At 43.5% G+C, this 22,990-nt stretch carries 25 protein-coding genes and 1 tRNA gene; 3 read left to right on the top strand and 23 right to left on the bottom strand.

What is annotated here, in order from left to right; all coding sequences use genetic code 11:
• Positions 1–182: 182 nt before the first annotated feature.
• The 10 genes from Q8P86_00130 to Q8P86_00085 form a co-directional block, all read right to left on the bottom strand.
• A complete protein-coding gene (locus Q8P86_00130) occupies positions 183–1,052 on the bottom strand; it encodes a rhomboid family intramembrane serine protease (GenBank protein ID MDP3996090.1) in 870 nt (289 codons plus the stop codon).
• A gap of 134 nt (positions 1,053–1,186) precedes the next feature.
• A tRNA-Thr gene (locus Q8P86_00125) sits at positions 1,187–1,263 on the bottom strand.
• Between the two features lie 55 nt (positions 1,264–1,318).
• Positions 1,319–1,702, bottom strand: a complete 384-nt coding sequence (locus Q8P86_00120) for a hypothetical protein (protein MDP3996089.1) — start codon at positions 1,700–1,702, stop codon at positions 1,319–1,321.
• Between the two features lie 75 nt (positions 1,703–1,777).
• Entirely contained in the window at positions 1,778–2,368 is a 591-nt protein-coding gene (locus Q8P86_00115) for a translation elongation factor Ts (GenBank protein MDP3996088.1), read from the bottom strand.
• Positions 2,369–2,391: 23 nt separating this feature from the next.
• Positions 2,392–3,108, bottom strand: a complete 717-nt coding sequence (rpsB, locus tag Q8P86_00110) for a 30S ribosomal protein S2 (GenBank protein MDP3996087.1) — start codon at positions 3,106–3,108, stop codon at positions 2,392–2,394.
• A gap of 117 nt (positions 3,109–3,225) precedes the next feature.
• Positions 3,226–4,176 (bottom strand): PCRF domain-containing protein, encoded by a 951-nt coding sequence (locus Q8P86_00105; GenBank protein MDP3996086.1) that lies wholly within the window; start codon positions 4,174–4,176, stop codon positions 3,226–3,228.
• A 77-nt stretch (positions 4,177–4,253) separates the two neighbouring features.
• Positions 4,254–4,484 (bottom strand): 50S ribosomal protein L31, encoded by a 231-nt coding sequence (gene rpmE, locus Q8P86_00100; protein MDP3996085.1) that lies wholly within the window; start codon positions 4,482–4,484, stop codon positions 4,254–4,256.
• A 126-nt stretch (positions 4,485–4,610) separates the two neighbouring features.
• Positions 4,611–5,957 (bottom strand): lytic murein transglycosylase, encoded by a 1,347-nt coding sequence (locus tag Q8P86_00095; GenBank protein MDP3996084.1) that lies wholly within the window; start codon positions 5,955–5,957, stop codon positions 4,611–4,613.
• Between the two features lie 126 nt (positions 5,958–6,083).
• Positions 6,084–6,764, bottom strand: coding sequence for a 50S ribosomal protein L25 (locus tag Q8P86_00090; protein ID MDP3996083.1), 681 nt, complete (start codon positions 6,762–6,764; stop codon positions 6,084–6,086).
• A gap of 231 nt (positions 6,765–6,995) precedes the next feature.
• Positions 6,996–7,961: a D-glycerate dehydrogenase gene (locus Q8P86_00085; protein ID MDP3996082.1), complete on the bottom strand. Its 966-nt coding sequence runs from the start codon at positions 7,959–7,961 to the stop codon at positions 6,996–6,998.
• 160 nt (positions 7,962–8,121) lie between these two features.
• Between Q8P86_00085 and Q8P86_00080 the strand changes: the two genes are divergently transcribed.
• Positions 8,122–9,117 carry a carbohydrate kinase family protein gene (locus Q8P86_00080; GenBank protein MDP3996081.1) on the top strand — a complete coding sequence of 332 codons (996 nt, stop codon included), beginning with the start codon at positions 8,122–8,124 and terminating at the stop codon, positions 9,115–9,117.
• Positions 9,118–9,495: 378 nt separating this feature from the next.
• Here the strand turns inward: Q8P86_00080 and Q8P86_00075 are convergent, their stop codons facing one another.
• The 3 genes from Q8P86_00075 to Q8P86_00065 form a co-directional block, all read right to left on the bottom strand.
• Entirely contained in the window at positions 9,496–9,981 is a 486-nt protein-coding gene (locus Q8P86_00075; GenBank protein MDP3996080.1) for a Trp family transcriptional regulator, read from the bottom strand.
• 137 nt (positions 9,982–10,118) lie between these two features.
• Complete coding sequence (locus tag Q8P86_00070; protein ID MDP3996079.1) at positions 10,119–11,120, bottom strand: transketolase C-terminal domain-containing protein; 1,002 nt, start codon at positions 11,118–11,120, stop codon at positions 10,119–10,121.
• Between the two features lie 44 nt (positions 11,121–11,164).
• Entirely contained in the window at positions 11,165–12,034 is an 870-nt protein-coding gene (locus Q8P86_00065) for a transketolase (GenBank protein MDP3996078.1), read from the bottom strand.
• A 158-nt stretch (positions 12,035–12,192) separates the two neighbouring features.
• On the opposite strand from Q8P86_00065, the gene Q8P86_00060 reads away from it, so the two are divergent.
• Positions 12,193–13,110, top strand: coding sequence for a type II secretion system protein (locus Q8P86_00060; GenBank protein ID MDP3996077.1), 918 nt, complete (start codon positions 12,193–12,195; stop codon positions 13,108–13,110).
• Between the two features lie 235 nt (positions 13,111–13,345).
• Here Q8P86_00060 and Q8P86_00055 read toward each other — a convergent pair whose 3' ends face one another.
• Genes Q8P86_00055 through Q8P86_00040 form a run of 4 tightly spaced genes read right to left on the bottom strand, consistent with a single transcriptional unit; the run spans position 13,346 to position 15,966 of the window.
• Positions 13,346–14,023 carry a hypothetical protein gene (locus Q8P86_00055; protein ID MDP3996076.1) on the bottom strand — a complete coding sequence of 226 codons (678 nt, stop codon included), beginning with the start codon at positions 14,021–14,023 and terminating at the stop codon, positions 13,346–13,348.
• Positions 14,020–14,457, bottom strand: a complete 438-nt coding sequence (locus tag Q8P86_00050) for an RpiB/LacA/LacB family sugar-phosphate isomerase (protein ID MDP3996075.1) — start codon at positions 14,455–14,457, stop codon at positions 14,020–14,022. Before Q8P86_00050 ends, Q8P86_00055 begins: the two co-directional genes overlap by 4 nt.
• A 38-nt stretch (positions 14,458–14,495) precedes the next feature.
• Entirely contained in the window at positions 14,496–14,999 is a 504-nt protein-coding gene (locus Q8P86_00045; GenBank protein MDP3996074.1) for a type II secretion system protein, read from the bottom strand.
• A complete protein-coding gene (locus Q8P86_00040; GenBank protein MDP3996073.1) occupies positions 14,992–15,966 on the bottom strand; it encodes a glyceraldehyde 3-phosphate dehydrogenase NAD-binding domain-containing protein in 975 nt (324 codons plus the stop codon). Before Q8P86_00040 ends, Q8P86_00045 begins: the two co-directional genes overlap by 8 nt.
• Before the next feature lie 192 nt (positions 15,967–16,158).
• On the opposite strand from Q8P86_00040, the gene Q8P86_00035 reads away from it, so the two are divergent.
• Entirely contained in the window at positions 16,159–16,401 is a 243-nt protein-coding gene (locus tag Q8P86_00035) for a MerR family DNA-binding transcriptional regulator (protein MDP3996072.1), read from the top strand.
• 274 nt (positions 16,402–16,675) lie between these two features.
• Here Q8P86_00035 and gatB read toward each other — a convergent pair whose 3' ends face one another.
• The 6 genes from gatB to Q8P86_00005 all read right to left on the bottom strand — a co-directional run.
• Positions 16,676–18,130: an Asp-tRNA(Asn)/Glu-tRNA(Gln) amidotransferase subunit GatB gene (gene gatB, locus Q8P86_00030; GenBank protein MDP3996071.1), complete on the bottom strand. Its 1,455-nt coding sequence runs from the start codon at positions 18,128–18,130 to the stop codon at positions 16,676–16,678.
• A 158-nt stretch (positions 18,131–18,288) separates the two neighbouring features.
• Positions 18,289–19,335, bottom strand: a complete 1,047-nt coding sequence (gene obgE / locus Q8P86_00025) for a GTPase ObgE (protein ID MDP3996070.1) — start codon at positions 19,333–19,335, stop codon at positions 18,289–18,291.
• A gap of 60 nt (positions 19,336–19,395) precedes the next feature.
• Positions 19,396–19,740: a four helix bundle protein gene (locus Q8P86_00020; GenBank protein ID MDP3996069.1), complete on the bottom strand. Its 345-nt coding sequence runs from the start codon at positions 19,738–19,740 to the stop codon at positions 19,396–19,398.
• A gap of 128 nt (positions 19,741–19,868) precedes the next feature.
• Entirely contained in the window at positions 19,869–21,419 is a 1,551-nt protein-coding gene (locus Q8P86_00015; protein ID MDP3996068.1) for an MYG1 family protein, read from the bottom strand.
• Between the two features lie 36 nt (positions 21,420–21,455).
• Positions 21,456–22,475: an AI-2E family transporter gene (locus Q8P86_00010; GenBank protein MDP3996067.1), complete on the bottom strand. Its 1,020-nt coding sequence runs from the start codon at positions 22,473–22,475 to the stop codon at positions 21,456–21,458.
• Positions 22,476–22,675: 200 nt separating this feature from the next.
• Positions 22,676–22,990, bottom strand: a 315-nt coding sequence (locus Q8P86_00005) for a hypothetical protein (GenBank protein MDP3996066.1), incomplete at its 5' end; no start/stop codon positions are given.

The raw sequence follows: 22,990 nt of genomic DNA, 5'->3' as shown, positions 1-22,990 counted from the left end.
CTTTGTTTCATCTTCGCTTCACCTGCCAAATCTAAAGATTGGTGATAGCGGGCAGGGTCGGACGCCATGCAAACGAGGGTGATGGCGGGGCTTGGAGAAAAAATTTGGGCGCAACTAATATGAAATTTATCATTCCAGAAGTGGTCATGTTTTACATTATAACACAAAATGGATAGAATGACCTAATTTACAGGTGTAGGTGTATAACTTTCACTTTTGTTTTTTAGAAAAAGAATCAATATTATTCCGGCGATAAATCCTCCAATGTGAGCGCTAAAAGCTATCGCTGATTCACCACTGAATAGCGTATACATAAATTGCAACAGAAAAGCAACTATGAGGTAGCGGGAAGGAAGCCCGTAAAAATCGATTCCGAAAATATGCGGTACAAGATTGCTTTTCGACTTATAAAAATTAAGAATTAAATTTGCCCCCATCAAACCGAATATTGCTCCAGAAGCTCCGATCAGGGGTGTAATACTGCCTGAATTGAAAAAATAAAAGAATAGGTTTGCAAATATGCCAGCAAAGAGATAAAGCGCTATGTATTTAGTTTTACCCAATCTAGTTTCAACAAATACTCCCACCAGAAGCAATGAGATCATATTATTGATCAAATGCGCCCAGTTGCCGTGAAGAAAGACAGAGGTCAAAATGGAAAAAATATTTTGATTGTTCCTTAGATTATTTGGCACGAATCCAAAATGGCGTGATATCTCAGCATCATAAGGGAAACATTGTGTCAAAAATTCGCGGTTATTCAAACAACTTTCCCTTATGTTATACAAACAGACTTCGGGCCGGACATCACCTCTTTGAATTTGAGAAGTAGCACAATCAAAATATTTGTTCTGATCTTTTTCTCGCACCAAGCATTCTGGAAATTTCTGTACAATACATTGATATATATTTTTATCAGATTGAGGATGAATAACTGTTTGATTTTGAATAATCAGAAAAATTAACACATTCACGACAATTAGAAATATAGTAATGGTCGGTAAATAGAATATCGTGAAATAACCGTCTTCGTGGTTTTGAACTCGATTCATTCTCTGATTTTAACATTTCTCAAACAGTGTGCCTAAATTTTTTCTTCAAGACCCGCCACTCTGCCCGAAAACTTTGAGGGCGACGCTGTGCGCCGCCCATGCTTCCGTTGGTCAAAAACCAAAACGTCTAATCTTGGAGCCGATGGTCGGGTTCGAACCGACGACCTGCCGTTTACAAAACGGCTGCTCTAGCCAACTGAGCTACATCGGCACTAAACTAAATAGAACCTGTCACGCAAACTAAAGAAAATGACCTTAAAACAAAATCAGTGGCTACGGTTTTCTTTGCCACTTATCTCTTTTTTGTACTCGGCCACGTCCTTGAGAAAGAAAGATACCGCCCCTCTCTTTCTTGAATATCTGCGTCTTTTTGAAACAGAAGGTATCATCATGCTCTTTCCTTTATTCCGCGCTTCCCCAGTTTTGGCAATAGCCACTTCTTTTACAGATGTAAAAAGGTGTCTAATACCCTGCCTAAGACGGCTGACAAACAAACGGTACGACTTTAAAAAGGTCTCTATGTTTTTTTCAACTTTCTCCGTTCCGGAAAAAATCCCGACTCTGCCGGCGGACAGCGACCGCATTTTTAAAATTACGAGAACCGCCATACCGGACAAGGAAACGGCAAATAAAATTATTGCAAGATTCATTCCAATATATTACCACAAGATTTCAAAGCAAACCAAACAAATCCTCGCACTGGTTTTGCGAATGTTTACGTGGAATTATTTCAGAATTTCAAACCTTACAAACCTTACAAGCTCGGCCTTTTCGCCGAATTTAAAAACCGCCTCCTGCACAAGGTCCTTAATGGTCAGTTCCGGGTTCTTTATAAACGACTGTTCAAGAAGGACCATTTCCTTAAAATGCGAGTTGAGCTTGCCTTCCAGTATTTTGTCTTGAATATTTTCCGGCTTGTCTTTGACTTCGGCGCGAAAAACATCCGAGGCCTTTTGTCTGTCACTTTCGGAGACATCTTCAATTTTCAAATACTTCGGAGACATGGCCGCCACATGCATGGCAATATCGTAAGCTAATTTTTTAAACTCATCATTTTTAGCGACAAAGTCCGTCTCGCACGCGATCTCCACCATTGCCCCGACGTTCCCTCCGCCATGAATGTACGCTTGCACAACGCCGGAACCCAAAGTCCTGTCACTCTTCTTTTCTGCCACTTTGGCCCCCTGCTTTCGGAGAATTATAGCGGCCTTTTCCATATCTCCACGCGCCTCTTCAAGCGCTTTCTTGCACTGCATTACAGAGATGCCGGTCTGGTCGCGCAGTTGTTTTATTTGGTCAGTGGTTATTTCCGCCATGATTTTTACAAATTAGCCGGATGCTACGCGATTTTCTGGGCTTTTTTGCCCTCTTCATACGCTTCTTTCATTTCATTCACAAAAAACTCTATGCTTTTTTTTGCCGAATCGTTGCCAAAAACAGGATAAGTGACTCTGGAAGAATCGCCGTCCGAACTTAAAAGCGCCACCACGGGTATTCCCATTCGCCTTGCTTCGTTTACGGCGGTGTATTCTTGTTTGGCGTCAATAACAAACAGCGCGTCAGGTTTTTTCGTCAAAAGCACAAGTCCGCCAAAAAGATTTTGCAGGCGGTCTATTTCCCTGTCTATAAGAAGACGCTCTTTTTTCGTATATTTCGCGAGCTCTCCTTTTTCCCGAGCCGACACCAGTTCCAAGTATTTTTCAACTCTGGAACGGATAATGGAAAAATTGGTGATTGTTCCGCCTATCCATCTGCCCGCGACATAGGGCATGCCTAAACTTTCCGCCGCCGACTTGACTGCCTCTTTAGCTTCGTTTTTTCCGCTGACAAAAAGAACCGTTTTGCCCTCCTTCCCAAATGAGGAAATGCCGAATTTGGCTTTTTCCAAAAGCTCGCTTGTTTTTTCCAAGTCAAAAATTTCAGTTCGGTTTTTACTTCCGAAAATATAGGATTTGGCGCTCGGGTGTCGGCGTGACTTGCCAAAACCGAAATGCGCTCCGGCCGCAAACATGCGGTCAATAACAGGCGTCTTTTCTTTTACGGTTTCTTCCGTCATATAAAAGAGGATTTTAGCATACGGCCATTAAAAATACAACCGTCAAATCTGAATCGCCGACTTCCCCTAAACCTCCACTGCTCAAGGCCCTTAAAAGATTAGAGCATGTTTGAAAATTTACTCCCCGCTTCTCTCCTCCATTGATTCAATTATCGGGTCAAGCTCTCCTTGAAATATTTTGTCAATATTATGCCAGGACTCTTTGACTCTATGGTCGGTAATTCTGTCCTGCAGAATGTTGTAAGTTCGGATTTTTTCCGACCTGTCGGCCGTGCCTATTTGCCCTTTTCGTTCTGAAGCAAACTTTTTGGCTTCCTCTTCTTCTTTTAACTGTTCAAGTTTGGCGCTAAGTATGGCAAAGGCCTTTTCCCTGTTTTTAAGCTGATTGCGTTCGGACGTACATCGGACATCAATACCTGTCGGTCTATGTACAAGCCGAACCGCCGTTTCCACCTTGTTTACATTTTGCCCGCCGGCGCCACCGGAACGTGAAAATTCCACTTCAATATCGGCTGGATTTATTTCAAAGTTTGTTTTCTTTCTTATCGGTAAAATAGCGATGGAAGCGGTAGACGTGTGAACTCTACCTGATTTTTCCGTAGCGGGAACTCGCTGTATCCTATGAACTCCGGTTTCAAAGCGGAGTTTTTTAAAAACGTCTTTACCTTTTATTTCAAACGCCGCTTCTTTATATCCGCCAAGCGAGCTTTGGGATTCGTTTAAAGAGCGGAATTGCCAGCCCTTTTTAGTGGCATATCTGCCGTACATATTGGCAAGCTCTTCCGCGAAAAGAGATGCCTCTTCTCCTCCCACTCCGGCTCTCACTTCCAAAACAAGCTCATTTGGAAAAAGCTCTTCTTGTTTTTCTTCCGTCAAAATATCCTCCATCTGTTTCTCTATGGCCTCTTTTTGAGTAGCAATGGATACGAGCTCGTCTTTGGAAAGTTCTTCAAAAGACGGGTCGCTCGCCCTCATGGCGTTTATTTCCGACTCTTCTTTAATCAATCTATCGTAGCTTTCGGCAAGGTATTGGGTCTTTGTATTTGATTTGTACTTGGTTAAATCCATAATGCCATTATACACCGGTAAAACTCAAAGTTTAAAAAGCCGGAGCGTTCTGCCCCGACTTTGCCGTACCGACAAAGCTACTTTTTAACTCCTCCTTTTTTAGAAACGGCTTTTGCTTGTTTTGCCTTAAATCGTTCCACTCGTCCGGCGGCGTCCAAAACTTTTTCCGTACCCGTGTAAAAAGGGTGGCAGGAACTGCAAATTTCCACGCTGATTTCAGACAGCGTGGAACCAACGGTAAACTTGTTGCCACAACCGCAAGTTACCTTGGCGGCCGGGTGGTATTGAGGGTGAATATCTTTCTTCATAATGCGGTTAATATAACAGATTTTCCGTTTTTTGCAACAGCATTCTGCTTATGCGACATGTAACATACAACTTGTAACATGAAACACTTTGAACCCCGAATCTGTATTACTGTTCCATGTTCCAAGCTAAAAATTCAGCGGATCTATCATGTTTTCCTGTATATTTTGAGCATGGGCCAAAACCTGCCGACCATAAAAAGCGTTTTGCGGCTTTTTCCAATTTGAACCCGCGTAGTAGCGGAGAGCCGCTTCAAGTTCGGCGCTATACCCTCCGCCCGCGGCGCCCAAGTCCTTAAGAAAAAGCGATGTGGCAGTAATGGCGTCTTCGGGATTCCATGGGTTCGGCGGATTGTTGCCGGTAACGTTTCCAATGCGGTTTTTGTAGGACTCCCATGTTGTCGGGATAAATTGAGACGGACCCATCGCCCCTCCCCAACCGCCACCTATCGGACACGAGAGAGGCATACCTTCGGGGTTAAATCCGAGTTCGTCCATAAGACGCAAGAAAACGGTCTGGTCGTCTCTCCAAGAGTTATCATTTGGCCCCGGCATTATGTCATTCCATTTTTTTGTATCCTGAGGGCGGTTGCAGGTTCCAACATTTGCTCCCATGTTTGATTCTTGAGTAAGTATCGCCAATATAAAAGCCGGACGCACACCGGTTTTCTCCGAGGCCTTTGTGGCTAAATCAAAAGCCGTTCCGAAGGGAATGGCCGCCGTGTCACGCAATGCAAAAAGAGCGCTTCTTATATCTGCCGCTTTTTTCTCTCTTTCTTTGAGGACTGACTCGTACTCTTTTTCCTGATTTCTGCTTAAAGCCAGAAGTTTCTTCTTTTCAGCTTCGCTTTTTTCTATTATTCTTTTTTCTCTTTCAACATCCACGCGAGCGTCTATTTCGGATTTACGGGTATGGTCCAAAACGGTGCGTTCGCTTTCCGTTTTGTTCTTGGTGCTTCTTAAATCTTCAAACAGCACTTGTAAAGACATTTTAATGGAAGCGAAAGAGTCAACGTCCGAGAAAAAATCGGAAACATCCTGACTGCTTAACACAAGCTCCTGAATACTGTAAGTGTCAAGTTCGTCGGCTTTTCTGATAAGCTGGGCCAATGACTCTTTGCTTCTGTCTATCGTCTCCTCCAATTCTCCGATGGTTTTTGTTTTTACGGAAATATCTCCCGCAAGGTTGTTTATGCGTATGTTTTTTGCCTGAATGGTAAGTCGCGCTTCTTTAATGCGGGCATTTAAAATAGCGATATCCCGCTCCAAAGAAACAGATTCTCTTTGTTTGGCTTTTAAGATTTCCTGTTGTTCCAGAATTTCCGCCTCCAATTTCGCCAACTCCTCTCTGAGCTCTGCTTCACGCTCCAAAACCGCCTCCTGCGCTGTTTGAGCGGAAACGTAAGAAAAAAGAACCAAAACAGGCGACAAAACGGCAAAGACGAAAAGTTGAACTTTTATACTTTTAAGATTCATTAGTTGAGTAAATTATACCACGCCCACAAGCAAATCATATATGAAGACGGAAAAACTCCTCTACTTATTACGAAAAACACGTTCTTTAAAAGAACGTGTTTTTCGTACGCGTGGACGCGAAATTTGCTATTTTTGATTGTCGGATTTATCTTCTTTTTTATCCTCTCCCGTCTGCTCTCCTTCGGCGATTTCTTCCTTGCCTTTCTTTTCCACCTCTATGGCGTTCGGGTCAAACTCTGCCGCCACCGGTTCTTCCTCTTCTTCTTTCGGCTCGTACACGGACGCGGCCACTTCTTCACCGTCGGTCACGAGAGTGACTCCTTCCGGTAGTTTTATGTCTTTTGCAAGAACCACGCTGTCAAAAGTTTCAAGCGACGAAATGTCCAAAACAAGAGAGGGTGGCAAATTTTTCGGTTCCGCTTCTATTTCAACTTCGTGAAATACCTTGACCAGTACCCCGCCGAGGTTCTTCACCGCTGGCGATTCTCCCGTAAATTCAATCGGTACGCCAACCTTCATTTTCTGGCCTTTGTCAAAAGTATAAAAATCCGCGTGTATAGGCCTCTCTGTCACAGGGTCTCTCTGTGTGCTATACACCAGCGACTCTACTTCTTCCTTGCCGTCTTTCAATATCACGATGGTGGATTCTCCCGCCTGTTTCCATATTTTTATGAAATCCTTTTCGCTTACTGTGATTGGCGTGGAAGCGCGTTTGCGCCCATAGAAAACAGCCGGCATTTTCCCTTGCCTTCTCAAAGAACTCGCCTTTATTCCCGGAGCGCGTTTTTCAATATTTAACGATAACATAGTCCTGAATTATATATAAAAGGACGAAAAAGTCAAAGAATACAGAGCATCAATGCCCACAATGAATGTACTGGACTTTAAAACGGCTAACACTACCAGTATTAGCCGTTTAGCGCCGTGCTCACAATTTGTTTTGAAGTTGGTGGTAGCCCGTGTTTTCTTATAGAAATCACACCACAAAAATCACCAGAAAAAGGTGGTGGCCACGTTTTCCACACCGACACTGACGGACTATATCTTATTCGGCGGTTCCTTTCCTTCAAAAAAATCAATCAGGTTTTGAGCCGCGATTTTAGACATTGCCTGTCTGGTCTCTATGGTAGCGGATGCCGTATGAGGCGTAAGTATGACATTAGGCAGTTCGGCAAGGCCCGAAGCGAGAGCCGGCTCGTTCTCAAAAACATCAATCGCCGCCCCTTTTATCACACCGTTTTTCAATGCCTCCACCAGCGCCTCTTCGTCCACAACCGGCCCGCGAGAAGTGTTTACAAGATAGGCCGTCGGCTTCATAAGCGCGAGCATCTCTTTGTTTATCAAATGTTTCGTAGAATCAAGAAGTGGCACGTGGACGGAAACGAAATCGGCCTCTTTCATCACCTCTTCCGGAGTGGCCTTAAACTTTGCGTCGCACACCTTTTCAATGTCGTCATTTTGCTTGATGTCGTAATATATGATGGGCATATCAAAACCTTTTTTGCCCTGCTCAGCGACCCTGTTTCCTATTCTGCCAGCGCCCAAAATCCCGAGTGTCTTGCCTTTGACATCCGTACCCAAGAAAAGCTCCGGCGCCCAGCCCACGTATTTACCCGCGCGGGTAAAAGCGTCGGACTCGGCAATTCTATGCGCCATAGACAAAATCAACGCGAAAGCATGCTCCGCCACCGTATTCGTAAGCACGCCGGGAGTATTTGTAACAACTATATTTCTTTTTTTCGCCTCATCAACGTCAATGTTGTTAAAACCGACGGCATAGTTAGCAAATATTTTCGTCGCCTCCGACGCGTCAAAAATTTCGGCGTCTATAGTATCGGTCAAAAGACACAAAACTCCGTCATATGGCTTTTTTGACAAAGCATCTTTAAGCTCGTCTTTGGTAAGCACGCCGTCCTTTTGGCTCACGTCAACCTCGTAGCCTTTTTCTTTGAGCATTTTCGTGCCAGATTCAGGAATTTTTCGAGTGATGTAAATTTTTGGCATACACAATGGAACATGGAACACGAAACATGTAACAACCTAAAATACAAGAAAGAGAGGATTCTCTCCCCTGTGTTCTATGTTACAAGTTCCATGTTACATAATTAGTAATAATGCAGAATCCACTGTACATAATAACATCTCTACTGTTACAATAACAACCATGTCAAACCAATTGGATTTCCTCGCCATAGGCGACATAGTTACCGACGCTTTTATAGAGCTTGAAGACGCTTGGGTAGAAGACGACAATCCCCAAAAGACAAAAGAACTATGCATGCGTTTTGGAGATAAAATTCCTTATCGCGACGTCGTTGTAATTCCGGCTGTGGGAAACAGTCCCAACGCCGCCGTTTCCGCTTTTCGGCTGGGTTTAAAATCGGCCGTACTGACCGACCTCGGAGATGACGACTACGGAAAAGAGATGCTTACCTCTCTTAAAAAAGAGGGTGTTTCAGACGAATACGCACGTGTCCATAAAAATATCGGGTCAAATTACCATTTTGTATTACGATTCAAAGAAGAACGGACAATTCTGGTAAAACACCACGAATACCCTTATGAAATGCCTGAAATAAACCCTGCTCCCAAATGGGTTTACTTGTCCTCTTTGTCTGAAAATTCTTTTCCTTATCACGAGAAAATCGCGACCTATTTGGAAAAAAATCCGCAGTGTAAACTGGCTTTTCAACCGGGGACTTTTCAGATAAAACTCGGTTATGAAAAATTGAAACGGCTATACGCCTCTTCAGAACTTTTCTTTTGCAACAAACAAGAGGCCCAGAAAATTTTGAATTCAACCGAAGACAATATAAAGCGTCTCATTGAAAACATGCACGGACTGGGACCGAAAAAAGTGGTTATCACAGACGGCCCAAACGGCGCTTATGCTTATGACGGCAAAGAATTCTGGAGTATGCCAATGTATCCCGATCCGGCGCCGCCGGTTGACAGAACCGGCGCTGGTGATTCTTTTTCAAGCACATTCACGGCGGCTCTGGCGCTTGGATTTGACATTCCCACCGCTCTTTCTTGGGGCCCGATAAATTCCATGTCGGTTGTGCAAGAAATAGGCGCCCAAAAAGGCCTTCTTTCACGAAAAAAGCTTTTGGAATTTCTCTCAAATGCTCCGGCTGACTATAGGCCAAGAAAACTCTGACTTTGCCGAGAAAAAGAGAACGCGCTGATATCTAACTGATTTTTCTCTGACTAATTTTTCACGGGTTTGTTATCTAACCATTTTCTCTTGAGTCATTTTTTCCTGAGTTCTTTTTTTCATGAGTTATTTCCCTGAGTTCATTTTTTCTTGAGTATCGTATAAATCTATTTATGTGGTCAACCATTCCCCAATCTTACCCCGAAGCAAGCTTACGGGGAATTGTTTCTATTAAACTTTTATATTACATTTAAACTTTAGTTCACTTTCTCAAAGAATTTAAATACTATCATACTATATAGTATAGTAGTATTTAAATTCGTCTCAAAAATTGCCAAAATCAAGAAAAAGGTGAGGGTGAACCTTCATGGTCAATGTCCATTAAAACCTTTTCTTTTTTTCAGTTTTTCCTTTTTCTATTGGTTTAACAAGGTCATCCCCTAAAAGCATGTTAACTAAAAGAAAATGGAGAGGGTACTTTTTGCGAATCCAAGGCCAGCTGAACGGTTCTCTGTATGTTCTCACACTTCTTTCCCCACCTCTTTGTTTAACAACCTTGTTATCCAATCGCGGAATTAACTTTTCATAACCTCCAAAACCGCTCTGTAACCATCCGTGCACTGAAGCCACGGTATTTGGACTTGTGCTTATTTCCCTGCATATTTCCCCATAACTCTGACCGCTCAAAAGCCGTTTCGCTATTTCAATTCTTCTTGATAGCATGATGGCCTCTGTCTCGCTTAACAAATCTTTAAAGAAGTTTCTGACTTCGTCTTTTGTTTTTAGAAGAGAAATCATTGTCCAAAAGTCATCCAGTAACTTTTCCTTAACCGCCGGCTCTATGTGTTTGGGTTGTTTTCTCGGCATATTTTGTTTTTTTGCTTTGAAAAATACTTTTTGTTAAGAAAGTGGCATTTTACTTTACTACTATACTATATAGTATAGTAGTATCTTTGAAATGTTGCCAAGATAATACGTTAAAAAAACCCGAATATTCTCTATCGTTATTTCCTTCTCAAAGCGTGTTTTACAGCGGCGACTATGTGAGTAGCTCCCATTCCGTAGTGTTCTATAAGTTCTTCGGGAGTGCCGGTTTGTCCAAACTCGTCCCTTACTCCCACGAACTCAATCGGGACAGGATGATTTTGCGACAAAAATTCAGCTACAGCGCTACCCACACCTCCGGCGATTTGATGCTCCTCCACCGTTACAAGCGCCTCTGTTTGCTTTGCGAGCGCCAAAACCATCGTCTCATCAAGCGGTTTAATGGTTGAAAGATTTAAAACCGTTACCTCAATCCCCTCCTCCTCAAGTTTTTTGGCCGCCATGATGGCCTTATAAACTAAAGCTCCGGTCGCCACAATCCCGACTTTTTGCTTGGAATTCATGTTCTCTGATTTGTAAAACACTTGGGCCTTCCCTATCTCAAAAGGCGAATCTTCGGTTGTCATGACTGGCGTTTTTTCTCTGGCCAGACGAATATAAGTCGGATTTTTTGTCTTTGCTACCGCCATGGTGGCTTTTTTCGCTTCAATTGAATCACAAGGAGAAATCACAACCATACGCGGTATTACCCGCATTATCGCCATATCTTCTATTGCCTGATGCGTACCGCCGTCCGGCCCCACGGAAACACCCGCGTGGCTTCCGGCGATTTTCACCGGCTGGTCGTTATAACAGACAGTCGTCCTTATCTGCTCCCAGTTGCGTCCCGGGCTAAACATTGAATAAGAGGAAATAAAAGGGATTTTCCCCATTGATGCCATACCGGAGGCCACTGTCGCCAAATTCTGTTCCGCCACGCCTATTTGCACGAACCTTTCAGGAAACTTTTTGGCGAAAAGATGCATTTGGGTTGATTCTGTCAAATCCGCGCATAGTCCCACTACGCGTTCGTCCGCTTCTGCCGCCGCCAAAAGTCCCTCGCCGAAACCTTTTCGGATAGGATTTTGCTCAACATCGGCGTCAAAAAGTTTTGGATTTAGTTTTACGGATGGATTAATCATGTAGGCAATTTAAAATTGTAAATTATAAAATTTAAAATTCTGTTTTATTGATGCTCGCTTTTAATCTTCCCACCCAATGTTCTTAGCGCGTCAAGCGCGGTTTTTTTCTCCTCATCTGTCTTTGGAGGTTTTCCGTGCCATTCAAACATCCTTTCAAACTCGGGAATACCCTTGCTCGGTATTGTGTTGGCTATTATGACAGATGGTTTGCTAAACTCTGCTTGCGCTTGCTGGACCGCTCGCAAAATTTCACTCATGTTATGCCCGTCAATTTCTTGTACATGCCAATTGAACGCGCGCCATTTATCAGAGAGGGGCTCTAACGGCATGACGTCCTCGGTAAAACCCTCTATTTGGATATTGTTGCGGTCTATGATGGCCGTGAGATTTTGGAGTTTCTCTTTTCCCGCAATCATCGCCCCCTCCCACGAGTTCCCCGCGTCCAATTCGCCGTCCGACATAAGGCAGTAAATCTGCTTTCCGGAGGTTTTACCTCCATCTATGCGTTCCGCGAGCGCCATGCCTGCCGCTTGAGACAGCCCGCTTCCCAATGGTCCTGAAGACGTTTCAATCCCCGGAAGCCATTCTCTATGTGGGTGGCCCTGGTACGGCGAGCCGAACTTGCGCAGTCGTTTTTTAAAATCATCTACCGGAAAATACCCGGCATGCGCCATTGTGGCGTAAAGTCCGGGACAGATATGACCGTTTGAAAGAACAACGCGATCGCGTTTTTCCCATTGTGGATTTTCAGAGTCGTGATTAAGTAAATTAAAATACAGGGCAGTAAAAATATCCGCCATGCCGAGTGGCCCCGCCGTATGCCCACTTCCCGCTTCAATAAGGGCCTCTACTGTTGTAAGCCGTATTTCATTCGCGATTTTTTGCAATTCGTTTACGTCAGTAACTTTTTTCATACTTCAATTTTCTTTAACTTTTAGCAAGCTCAAACGAACTTTCTGCAGTGATTTTATTATAACACTATTTATTATAACACCAGTGTAAAACTTGAAACCCTAACAACACCGTGAGAAGCACAATTTGTATCCTTTACGAACTGACGTATAATAACTATGTGTTTAAATCTATTCACGGTACGCGAGGGTTTACATTAATAGAACTCCTAGTGGTCATCTCCATAATAGGCCTTTTGTCGTCGGTGGTTTTGGCGTCGCTCAATTCGGCGAGGCAAAAGACGAGAGACACTGTGAGAATCTCCAATTTGAATCAGACCCAAAAAGCAATAGAATTATATTACGACAAATGTGGTACCTATATTGTCAGACAAAACTGTACCGGTACGGCGTATGGTTCCGAAGGTTCCGGTTGGCTCGCTTATCCATATCCCGACAGTGCCGGTTCAATAGCTCAAGGCCTTATTGATAATGGAGTTGCCAGCACTAAATTTATTGATCCATCGGGGCAGATAACATCAAACGGTATTGATCAGTCAGGATATATGATTGCCGTCACCGATGATAGATATACCATTTGGGCCAATTTAGAAAATCCCGATACCGCTAAGATGCAGACACAAAATACCTGTAATCTTGACAACTATGACAACTACAACACTTCGTCTCCGCCATCTTCTCGGATGAATTATTGTGTCAGTAATTTTGCAGTGGCCGGTCCGGCTGTAAGTAATCCGGCTGTAAAAAGTAATCAAGAAATTTGGGACGGTCTTATAAATTTAGTCCGAACTCACCCCTGTTTCAGCATCAACCCTAATTGCAGTCCTTATGATTTTAATGGAGATACTCTTGTCAATTCTACGGATGTCAATATGGTACGTTTGATATATACGGCATCATACGATGCATTTAATTCGGTGTACACGGTATTTCAATCGGATATAGCGAGCAGATACGGTTCTCTTCAGGGCGATTCAAATTTTGAGTCCGCTTATGACGTAGACCAAAACGGTGTTATAAATCAATCGGATTGGGCGGTAATAAGTGGTGTACTTATCGGTGATCGTATTTATCCGTAAAAACAAGATTACAGGATAAAATAAAGTGGTTAGTCACCATTCTTTCATTATCTCCCACTATCTCTGCATCGCTTCTTCTTTTTCCTAAAGTGTCTACAGCGCCTAAGGTGCTGTAGACAGAGAAAAGGGTGAACTAGGGAGCCAAGCTCCAAAGTTCCTATTCCTTTGTATCCCGCCGCGGGATAGAAGATGCCCTTCCGTACCTGCGCAACAGGACATATTTCACAAAATAATTTTACCCCGCATTTTCAAGTTCCTCAATCGTTTTTTTGGTATTACTTGAGCTAAAAACAGCCGAGCCGGCGACAAGGCGGTTCGCTCCGGCAAAAACAAGACGAGACGCCGTTTCCAAAGACACACCGCCGTCAACAGAGATGACGAGAGAAGGAAATTTTTCACGTAAATTGGATATCGTGTCAAGGGCGCACTCGTCAAAGGGCTGCCCTTGAAATCCGATTTTTTCTATTCCCATTACTTGAACGGCGGATAATTTGCCGGAAAGGGATTCAAGGGCCGCAATCTCTTCCGCCGCGACGGAGGAAGAGATTGCGGCCACCACCTCCACCTTATCTCCCCACTCTTTCAAAATTTGCGGAAAATTGTCGGTACTTTTCAGATGTACAACTATCCTACTTGCCCCGATTTTTACAAAATCACCAACCGATTTCTCCGGCTCTTTTATCATAAGGTCAAACTCAAAGTCCATTTCACCAAGATACGGCAACTCTCTTTTCTCTTCTTTAAACTTTTCAAAATCTCCGCTATTTAGAGCAAAAGGCCAAGAGCTTCTCGGTACGAATTTGCCATCACAAACATCTATCTGCACGGACGAAACCAGTCCCGCCACTTTTGAGAGTTTATCTTCAATTTCCTTAAAATCTTCTTCTAAAATTGCCGGTATTATTTTAATCATATCTTTTCAATTCGTCTTTTATGCCTCTCTTCCTCCGAAAAGTCCGTTTCCAGAAACATTTTTACAGCTTCCTTTGCTTCTTGTTCGCTTAAAAATCGCGCTCCCAAAGACAGAATATTGGCATCGTTGTGTTCACGGGCCAATTTTACGATTCCCAAATTGCCTCCGTAATATTCAGCCGATCGGACACGCGGAAACTTATCCGCGACCATATCCTCGCCCTGCCCCGAACCGCCTAAAATTATCGCCTTTGTATTTTCCGGATCACTTGAAACTCCCTTTGCCGCTTTTTTAATAAATTCCGGATAATCATCAGCAGGATTTAACTCATAGGCCCCGCAATCTTCCACGTCATAACCCAACCCTTTCAAAAAAGGCGTTAATGCTTGCTTTAATTCAAACCCGGCGTGGTCTGTGGCGACGAAGATTTTCATAACAATTTTACTGCTCTAAAAATGCGCATTTCAAAAAATCAAAATTGATACGGATGACAAACACAATACTGTTTACTAGATATGGTTGAACTACACCAGTTGTTGGTAAAAGGCCTACAGGAACCGTACGGTGGAACAGTTGTTGAATCTATTGCTTCAAGACTTGTAACTATTATCCCACCAATGATAGTGCCGCCATAATAATAATACTGATAATTACCAGAAGGAGCTTGTGGAATTGACGGTAAAAATCCTTCATTTACCAAAAGTTGTGCCATATTGTTAAATTTAGTTACATGATCACCAGAACAGCAATTGCCGTTATTTATAATGGGCACATTTCCATATTTATCTGCATACAACAAAAGAGCCTTTGACACTTCCTTAAAATCGATGATCTTTTTCGCATCCCTCGCCTTTGCCCTCGCGCTGTTTAAGGAAGCAAAAACCACCGAAGAAAGCAGTCCGATCAGGGCGATAACTACCAAAAGTTCAATTAGAGTAAACCCTTTTTTCATAATTTCAACCTTCTCGTCAAACATGTTTTCCTGCTTCCAAAACATGTTTGACCAGTGTATTCGTATACCCCATTTCATTATCATACCATGCCAAAACCTTCACCAAATTGCCTCCAACCACCCGCGTCATGGACAGTTCGGCTATGGCACCCTCGCTCGCTCCCACAATATCGCTTGAGACGAGCTCTTGATCGGAGGCAACAAAAATTCCTTTCCAGCGGACCTCTCCCCCCGCTTTACGCAAAATATCATTGACCTCTTCCACGCTCGTATCGCGCTTTGCAATGAAAGTAATATCGGCGATGGATCCGGACGGAACCGGTACACGAAGCGAGATTCCATCAAATTTACCTTCAAGGGATGGGTAGGCCTTGGTAACGGCGATGGCCGCTCCGGTTGAAGACGGAATAATATTTATGGCGGCCGCGCGTCCTTCCCTCAGACCTTTTTTTCCAGCCGGTCCATCTACGAGTGACTGAGTTGCCGTGTAGGCATGCACGGTATTTAGAACGGCTTTTTCAACACCGATGGCTTCATCCAAAATCGCAATGACAGGGCTTGCGGCGTTTGTGGTGCAAGACGCGTTAGAAGTAATTTCCGCTTTGCCAAGATTTTCTTCATTCAGTCCCATGAGTACCGTCTCCCCGTCTTTTATCGGCGCGCTTATGACGACACGTTTTGCTCCGGCGTCAATATGCGCCCTCGCTTTCTCCGCGCTCGTGAAAAAGCCCGTGGATTCCACAACCACGTCAATATCTAAATCTTTCCATGGCAATTTGGTCGGATCTTTTTCGCTCAAATATTGTACTCCATCCAAGGTAAGTCCGCTTTTTCCATATACGGAATCAAACTTCAGAAGATACTCCATATTTTCCTTATCCGCCAAATCATTTACCGCGATGATTGCGATTTCAGGATACCGCTCTGCGCTCCTGAAAAACGCCCGCCCGATACGGCCAAAGCCGTTTATGGCAACCTTTATGTTTTTCATAAATAATCTATTGTTATTAACAACTCCTTACCATTATACCTCAAAAAAAACAGAGTTTTCAACAGGTACCCCTCGCGACATACACTAATTAGCGACGGCCGTCCAAAATAGGTGTATGTCGTAAAGGGAGACGTTTGGAGTTTTCCCCAGTTTGCAACATTTATAAAGATTGATAGATGGTATAATTGCCTTATGTCTAAATTTTTGACAATAAAAGAGGCCTCGCAGTTTTTAGGAGTTACTCCCCTTACCCTGCGTAATTGGGACAAGGCCGGCAAGCTAAAGCCGGTACGACACCCGATGAGCAACTATCGCCTCTATAAATATGACTCCCTCCAGACGCTTTTGACCGAAATAGAAAATGGCACGGGAGAGATAAAGGTTCGCCGGAAGCCAAAAATGCGGAAGCTGACCATAAGGTCAATAAAAGATTAAATACATAAGCGGAATGTCGCTCAAAGATACACGAGTACCCAAATAAATACGGGAATTTTCAATTTTGCCTCATTAGCGAGCGTTATGTATTGCGAATTACGAAACACCTGCTCCCCCCCCCACGAGGGAAAGCTCCCAAAAAAGTGACCGCTCCAAGGGCGCTTGCCCTGGGCTCAGGTCACTTTTTTGTGACTTTCCTCGTGGGGGCGCCTGCTGTATTTCGTAATTCAAGCTTCTAATGAGTAAACCGAAGAAATAATACAAGACGAGTTCTTTATTTTTTTAAGATTTCTACCAGTATTTTTTTCAGCATTTCCGGATTTATACTTCCCTTGCTCTTTTTCATACCCTGACCTATGAGAAATTGCATAGACGCTTCTTTACCGGCTTTGTATTCCGACACCACCTTTGGATTTTCTGAAATAATCTCTTCGGCCATTTTACTGACCGAACTCTCGTCTGACTGTTGAATAAGGTTTTTTTCTTTTGCGATAGCCCTTGGATCTCCTCCCTCTTTATACATTATAGCCAATATATCTTTCGCGCCACGTGAAGAAATTTCGGCCGAAAATATCATTGATACCAGTAAAGAAAACTGTAAAGGAGAGAACGGAAGCCCTGACGGTTTTGAAGTGGCTTTAACAAGTCCCGCAATATCGGAAATTATGTAGTTGGCGGCTATTTTGACTTTTTGGACATCATTTAGCTCTTTCGCCGTATTTTCAAAAAATTCGGCAAAGCTTTCATTAGTTACGAAAAACTCCGTCTGTTCATCGTTTAAACCGAAGTCATCTTTGTACCTTTGTCTTTTTTGCCAAGGCAATTCCGGCAGTTCTTTCCGCAGGTTATCCTCCCCAAATTCGGGAATTTCATTTATAAAAAGTTTTGGTAAATCGGGTTCTGGAAAATATCTGTAGTCACGGGCTTCTTCTTTGCTTCTCTGGCTAAACGTTACTCCTTTGTTCTCATCCCAACCGCGCGTTTCTTGGGTAACCTTTTCCCCTTTTTCCAAAACTTCCGTCTGTCTTTTTATCTCGTATTCAACGGCCCTTTCAACCGCGCGAAAGGAGTTTAAATTTTTTACTTCCACTTTCGTCCCCAGTTCTTCTTCTTTTTCTTCATTTTCCGTCTTTTCACTTCTTGCATCACACTTTACGCTTATATTCGCTTCCACTCTCATCTCTCCTTTTTCCATATTTGCTTCCGCCACATCCAAAACACGCAGTAAAAGCCGAAGTTCACGGGCAAAATCGCCCGCTTCTTTTGCTGAATGCATAACCGGCTCTGTCACAAGCTCCATAAGAGGCAAACCCGCCCTGTTGAAGTCAAGCAGGGTGTGGTCACCCCTGTCATGAATAGATGTTCCGGTGTCTTCCTCCAAATGCACGCGAGTGAGTTTTATTCCGGCCAGTTCCCCTCCGGAAACCAACGGATATTTATACTGGCTTATCTGATAACCTTTGGGAATGTCCGGATAAAAATAATTTTTACGATCAAATTCACAGAAGTTCGCCAGTTTTCCGCCGACAGCCACTCCGAATTTCAAAACATGCTTGACGGCCTGCTTGTTTATTGTCGGCAACGTTCCCGGATGACCCACACAAACCGGACACACATTGACATTGGGCACTGTTTCATCCGGATCGTTTTTGGAATCGCAAAACATTTTCGTCTTTGTTTTGAGTTCGGCATGTATTTCAAGTCCAATTGTTGGGTAATAAGTTTTCATAAGCGTGCTTGCCCGTCCGTAGCTTTAGCGAAGGAGGGTATTTCCAAACCTATAGTCGGCTTGTATTTTGAAGTGTCAGTCATGAGCTGTATTCTATCTTTTTTTGGTTTTTTTTACAAAACACCGCCGTCCGTATCAATACAAGGTATTGATACGAGTCAATCGGAGCGCAAGATTTTTGTAAGTTCATCCTTAAAGTTTTTTAGTTCATCATCGTTTAAAATAGAAACAGTGAGAACGGTCTTCGCCTTTTTCTTCATCATTCTGACTGCTTTTTTTATTTCGCTCGGCGTTTTTGTGTCTGTTTTCGTCAAAATGATAATTTCTTTCTTTTCCATAAGTTCCGAAGCGTAAGCCAAGAGTTCATCGCGCACAGCATCGTAAGTTTCAAGCAGGTCCTCATTTTCCAAAGAAACGCAGTGCAAGATAACCTTGGTGCGCCTGACATGGCGCAAGAACTTGTGTCCTAAACCTTTGCCCTCTGCCGCCCCTTCAATAAGTCCCGGAATATCGGCTAAAACAAAACCGTAAAACGCGCCGAGGTTTGGCTCCAATGTCGTAAACTGATATGCTCCGACTTTTGCTCCGGCGCGAGTCAGCTCATTCAAAAGAGAGGTCTTGCCGGCGTTTGGAAGTCCTACAAATCCGGCGTCCGCGATAAGTCGAAGCTCTATATAAAAATTACCTTTTTCACCCTCTTTGCCGGCAGTCCACTCCTTCGGCCTTTGATTTACAGAACCCTTAAAATGCTCGTTGCCATATCCGCCGTTTCCTCCTTTGAGCAGTAAAATTTTCTCGCCCTCTTGTAAAAGCTCGCAGGTTTTTCCCGTCTCCATATCAGTTATCACCGAACCGACCGGCATGCTGATTACCAAGTCCTTGCCGTTCGCTCCCTTTTGGCTTTTGTTTTTCCCGTTACCGCCGTCTTCAGCCAAGAATTCTTTTTTATTCCTATAGTCAGAAAGTTTGCCTATGTCGCGAACACCTAAAACATAGACATCGGCGCCACGACCGCCATCTCCGCCCGCGGGACCGGAAAACTCTTTACCTTTAAGGTGCAACCAGCGCACAACACCGTCGCCTCCGCGACCGGCCGATAATCGCAAATTTAATTCGTCAATAAGCATATAATTAAGTTTATCAAGTTCATAAAGTTCATAAAGTTCATCAAGTAAGAACAGAGAAGAGTTTATCGAGTTAATCAAGTTACAAGTTTATCAAGTAAGAACGGAGAAGAGTTTATCAAGTCCATCAAGTAAAAACAACTAAAGAGTTTTAATAAGTCCGGAAAGAAGTCTGGATATTTCCGACGAATCCGAATACATTTTGTCAAAATCGTTTTTGTTTAAGTATTTCATATCTAAAGCAACATACGCCATGGAACGGACTTCACCGCAAGAACCTTTTGCAATATACAAGAACTGCTTGAATTCTTTATTGCTTCTTCGTTCATAACCTTCCGCGATATTGTTGGAAATGCTTAATACGGCTCTTTGTACTTGATCCTTAAATCCATAGTCCCGATTTTTTTCAAAAACTTTATAGACAAAAACAGCCAACTTTACCGCTTTTTGCCAAGACAATATGTCCTCAAATTTTTCTATTCTCATACTTATTATACTCTTCACTTTCTACTCTTTTACCTATCCTAACTTTATAAACTTTATGAACTTTATGAACTTTCTACTTCTTCCTTCCCCCATCTTACTTGATAAACTTTATGAACTTGATGAACTTTCTACTTAATAGCTTGCTTTGCAAGCTTTGTCGCCCCCTCCCTGCTTCCCGCCACAGCTATAAACCTGCCGTTATGACAGAAGACCGCGTCTTCTACTCCCGTAGTCGCCACAAGTTCTTTACTCCTTTTTCCCGCCCATTCGGCCGGCAGTTTTTTTCGGCTTTCAAAAGAATGCCTGGTTTTTCTGACGGCAGACACTATCCAGTTGCCACTTGAAATGTCCGGCCTTATGACAAAAAGTGGCTCTGGAAATTCTGCCACTACATCCTGCCAAGAGTACTCTTTGTCCAAAATCACAATACGTTTATCCGCGGAGTCATTGTATGCCTGTTCCACCAAACCTCGCGCTTCCTCTTTGTGTTTTTGCCGAAAAATCATTCTGTCTAAAACCTGTCCGGCGAACAATACGGCTTCCTTGAACTTTTCGTCCGCTCCTTCGCTGTTTTCTTTTTCCTTCCATGTCGGATTAAAACTTGAAACGGCATCTTGTATTAAATACGGAAATGTTTCCCCTGAAAAAGGCCTTCTTTCGCCAAAGCCGTTGTCTTCCGCGTCAATGGGAGCCACCAATTCTTCGTCTATTTTTTTAGCGACCACCTCGTCGTTTCCGCATATTTCTTTTCCAAAATGTTTCCAAACCAGACCGAAAGAGGCGTAGGGTATACCGTTTGCTCTCACTCCCGCTCCCCCCTCTTGATGGTGGTCAAAACGCGACCTGCCCGCGTCATATTCCGAACCAACGTCAAAAACAATGTCTCCTTTCTCTATTTTTTCTTCCTCTCTGGTGCGGATAATTTCAGCATCGCCGAAAAGCCGTAAAATGGCGGCGCAAGCAAAAACATCATCGGCGTGAAAAGTACCGCTATGAGTGACAATGGTCTTCTTCATAGGGCGAGTATATCCTTTCCTCTTTAGAAGGGCAAATAGCACCACGGCAAACACGACGGCCCCGATAAAGCCGGCAACAACAAACACGCCCGCCCTGCCTGTCAAAAAAGCTTCTCCGCCGTAAGCGAAAATGAAAGAAAAAGGCGAAACACCCAAAAAAGTTGAAAAAATATAAACAGGGTAAGTAACATTGCTAAGAAGTCCGACTGCGTAACTCAAAACATCCACAGGCAAAACAATCCGCAAAAAAACCATGGTCCAAAAATGCGATTTTCTCGGCAGATACGCCTCAAACCTTTCTATTTTTTCAAGCGAAACAAAATGTTTGAGAACCGGCTTGCCGAATTTTCTGGCAAACCAAAAGGCGATGACGGCGCCTATAGTCCACCCTATTATATTGTAAACCGCCGTCCAAAAAGGACCGAACAAGACCGCGGCGACCGGTATAAGAGGCCAAACGGCTACCGGCGCGAACACGATGCCGAAAATCACAAGACCGATAAAAATCACCGCGCTCGCAAACGAGTTGTCAGATATGACCCCCTGTAAATATCCGGCCAAGGACGGATGTAAAGCAATGACTATCGTAAGAGCGACATACACGACCAAAACTGCCAAAGCTAAATAAAACGACCGATGTTTTGGGAGAGAAATTTTAGGCATTCACTCTTGCATTGGAAGCTCGCATTTGAGATTATGTTACTTCACCACCGCCGGAAACAAGTCAAAAAGAGCGATAAGAAGGGCAAGAGCTATGGGTCCGGCCAAAATCCCGACGGGACCAAAAAAAGCTATACCTCCCAAGACGGAGATAAGTATAAGCAGAGGGTGGATTTCAAGTCCGCTCCTCTTCATAAGGATAGGCCCGAAAATATTATCAATAAGACCGACCGCGATAGCCGACCACAAAACAAGTCCGATGGTCATCAAGACCCCTTTTGTCAGCAGTAAATAAATAATTGCAGGAAGGGTTACCAAGGTCGTGCCGACAAAAGGAATAAGAGCCGAGAAACCGGCAGCTGTCCCCCATAACACCGGATTTGGAACTCCAAAAATCCAAAAACCTATTCCCGAAACAATGCCTTGAATTATAGCTATGAAGATGACTCCTCGCACCACCGAATTCACGGCCGTTTCAAATCTTCCGATTATATTCCTGTCGTACTCATCGGAAAAAGGCGAAAGCCAGATAAATTTTTCCTTAAAATAGTCGCCGTCTCTGAAAAAGTAGAAAAGAGACAAGAGCATGATAAACAGAAGGAATATCACGTGGAAAATCTGCGTAAATATATTTCCAAGGTTTTCAACCACAATAGCCGCCCCCTGCCTTAACATCTTTTCAAAGTCAACCTCCGCCTCAAAAGGAACAAACTGGTTTATGGCATTTTCAACATAGAAAGAAACATTTCTCACCGCCCCAAAATCAAATTGATTGCCTTGAAGAACCGATTCGGCTTCTTGGAAAATCAGAAAACTGACGCCCGCTATGGGCAAAAGTATTATTGCCACTACGACACCGAGCGTCAGTACCGCCGAGGTGGCGCGGTGGCGCCCCATCGCGAAGAAAATACGGTCATGCATTGAACGAAAAACCACCGCCAATATGAGGGCCAAAAACATAGCCGAAAAATACGGCTTGAATATAAAATAAGCGATAATAAGCATCGCCACCAAAACTACGACGTAAAACGATGCTTGAACTCTATGGCTTGTTTGCATAAAAAAATTATAACATCAGTCAAGTTTTAAGAAAAGAGGGAATTATGCAACCCCTCACACTGCAGAAAAATGGCTTTATTCCTCCTTTTTAAAGGAGGTGGCACATTCTTATGTGACGGAGGATTTAAAAATCCCTCCCCCTCGCTGACTCGGGTACTCCCTTTACGAAAGGGAGAATAAGAATGAGAGGGGTTACAAAATTATTTAGAAAAATGCCTTAATTTTTGAATTTTGTTTTCATGCCCGTTTAGAAGCCAAGAACTGGATTGAACTTTTCCGCCCCTGCCGACATTAAAAACCATTTTTATGCCAATTCTCCGACAAAGGGCCTGCTCGGGATTAAGAGAAGAACTTTTCCTATGGGCGTCCGCTTTGTCTCTGTCTCCGCCGTTTGCAAAAACATCCGGCCTGACTGTTTTTAAAGCTTCGCAAACGCTCATGTCTTGTGGGTTTCTGCGATGTTTTGTTATAACCACTCCGTCAACCGCCCTGAAGGACTCAATAATTTCCTTTCT

This window comes from bacterium (assembly GCA_030699905.1).
Taxonomy (GTDB): Bacteria; Patescibacteriota; Minisyncoccia; order Phycocordibacterales.
This window is presented reverse-complemented; position numbering and strand designations above follow the sequence as displayed.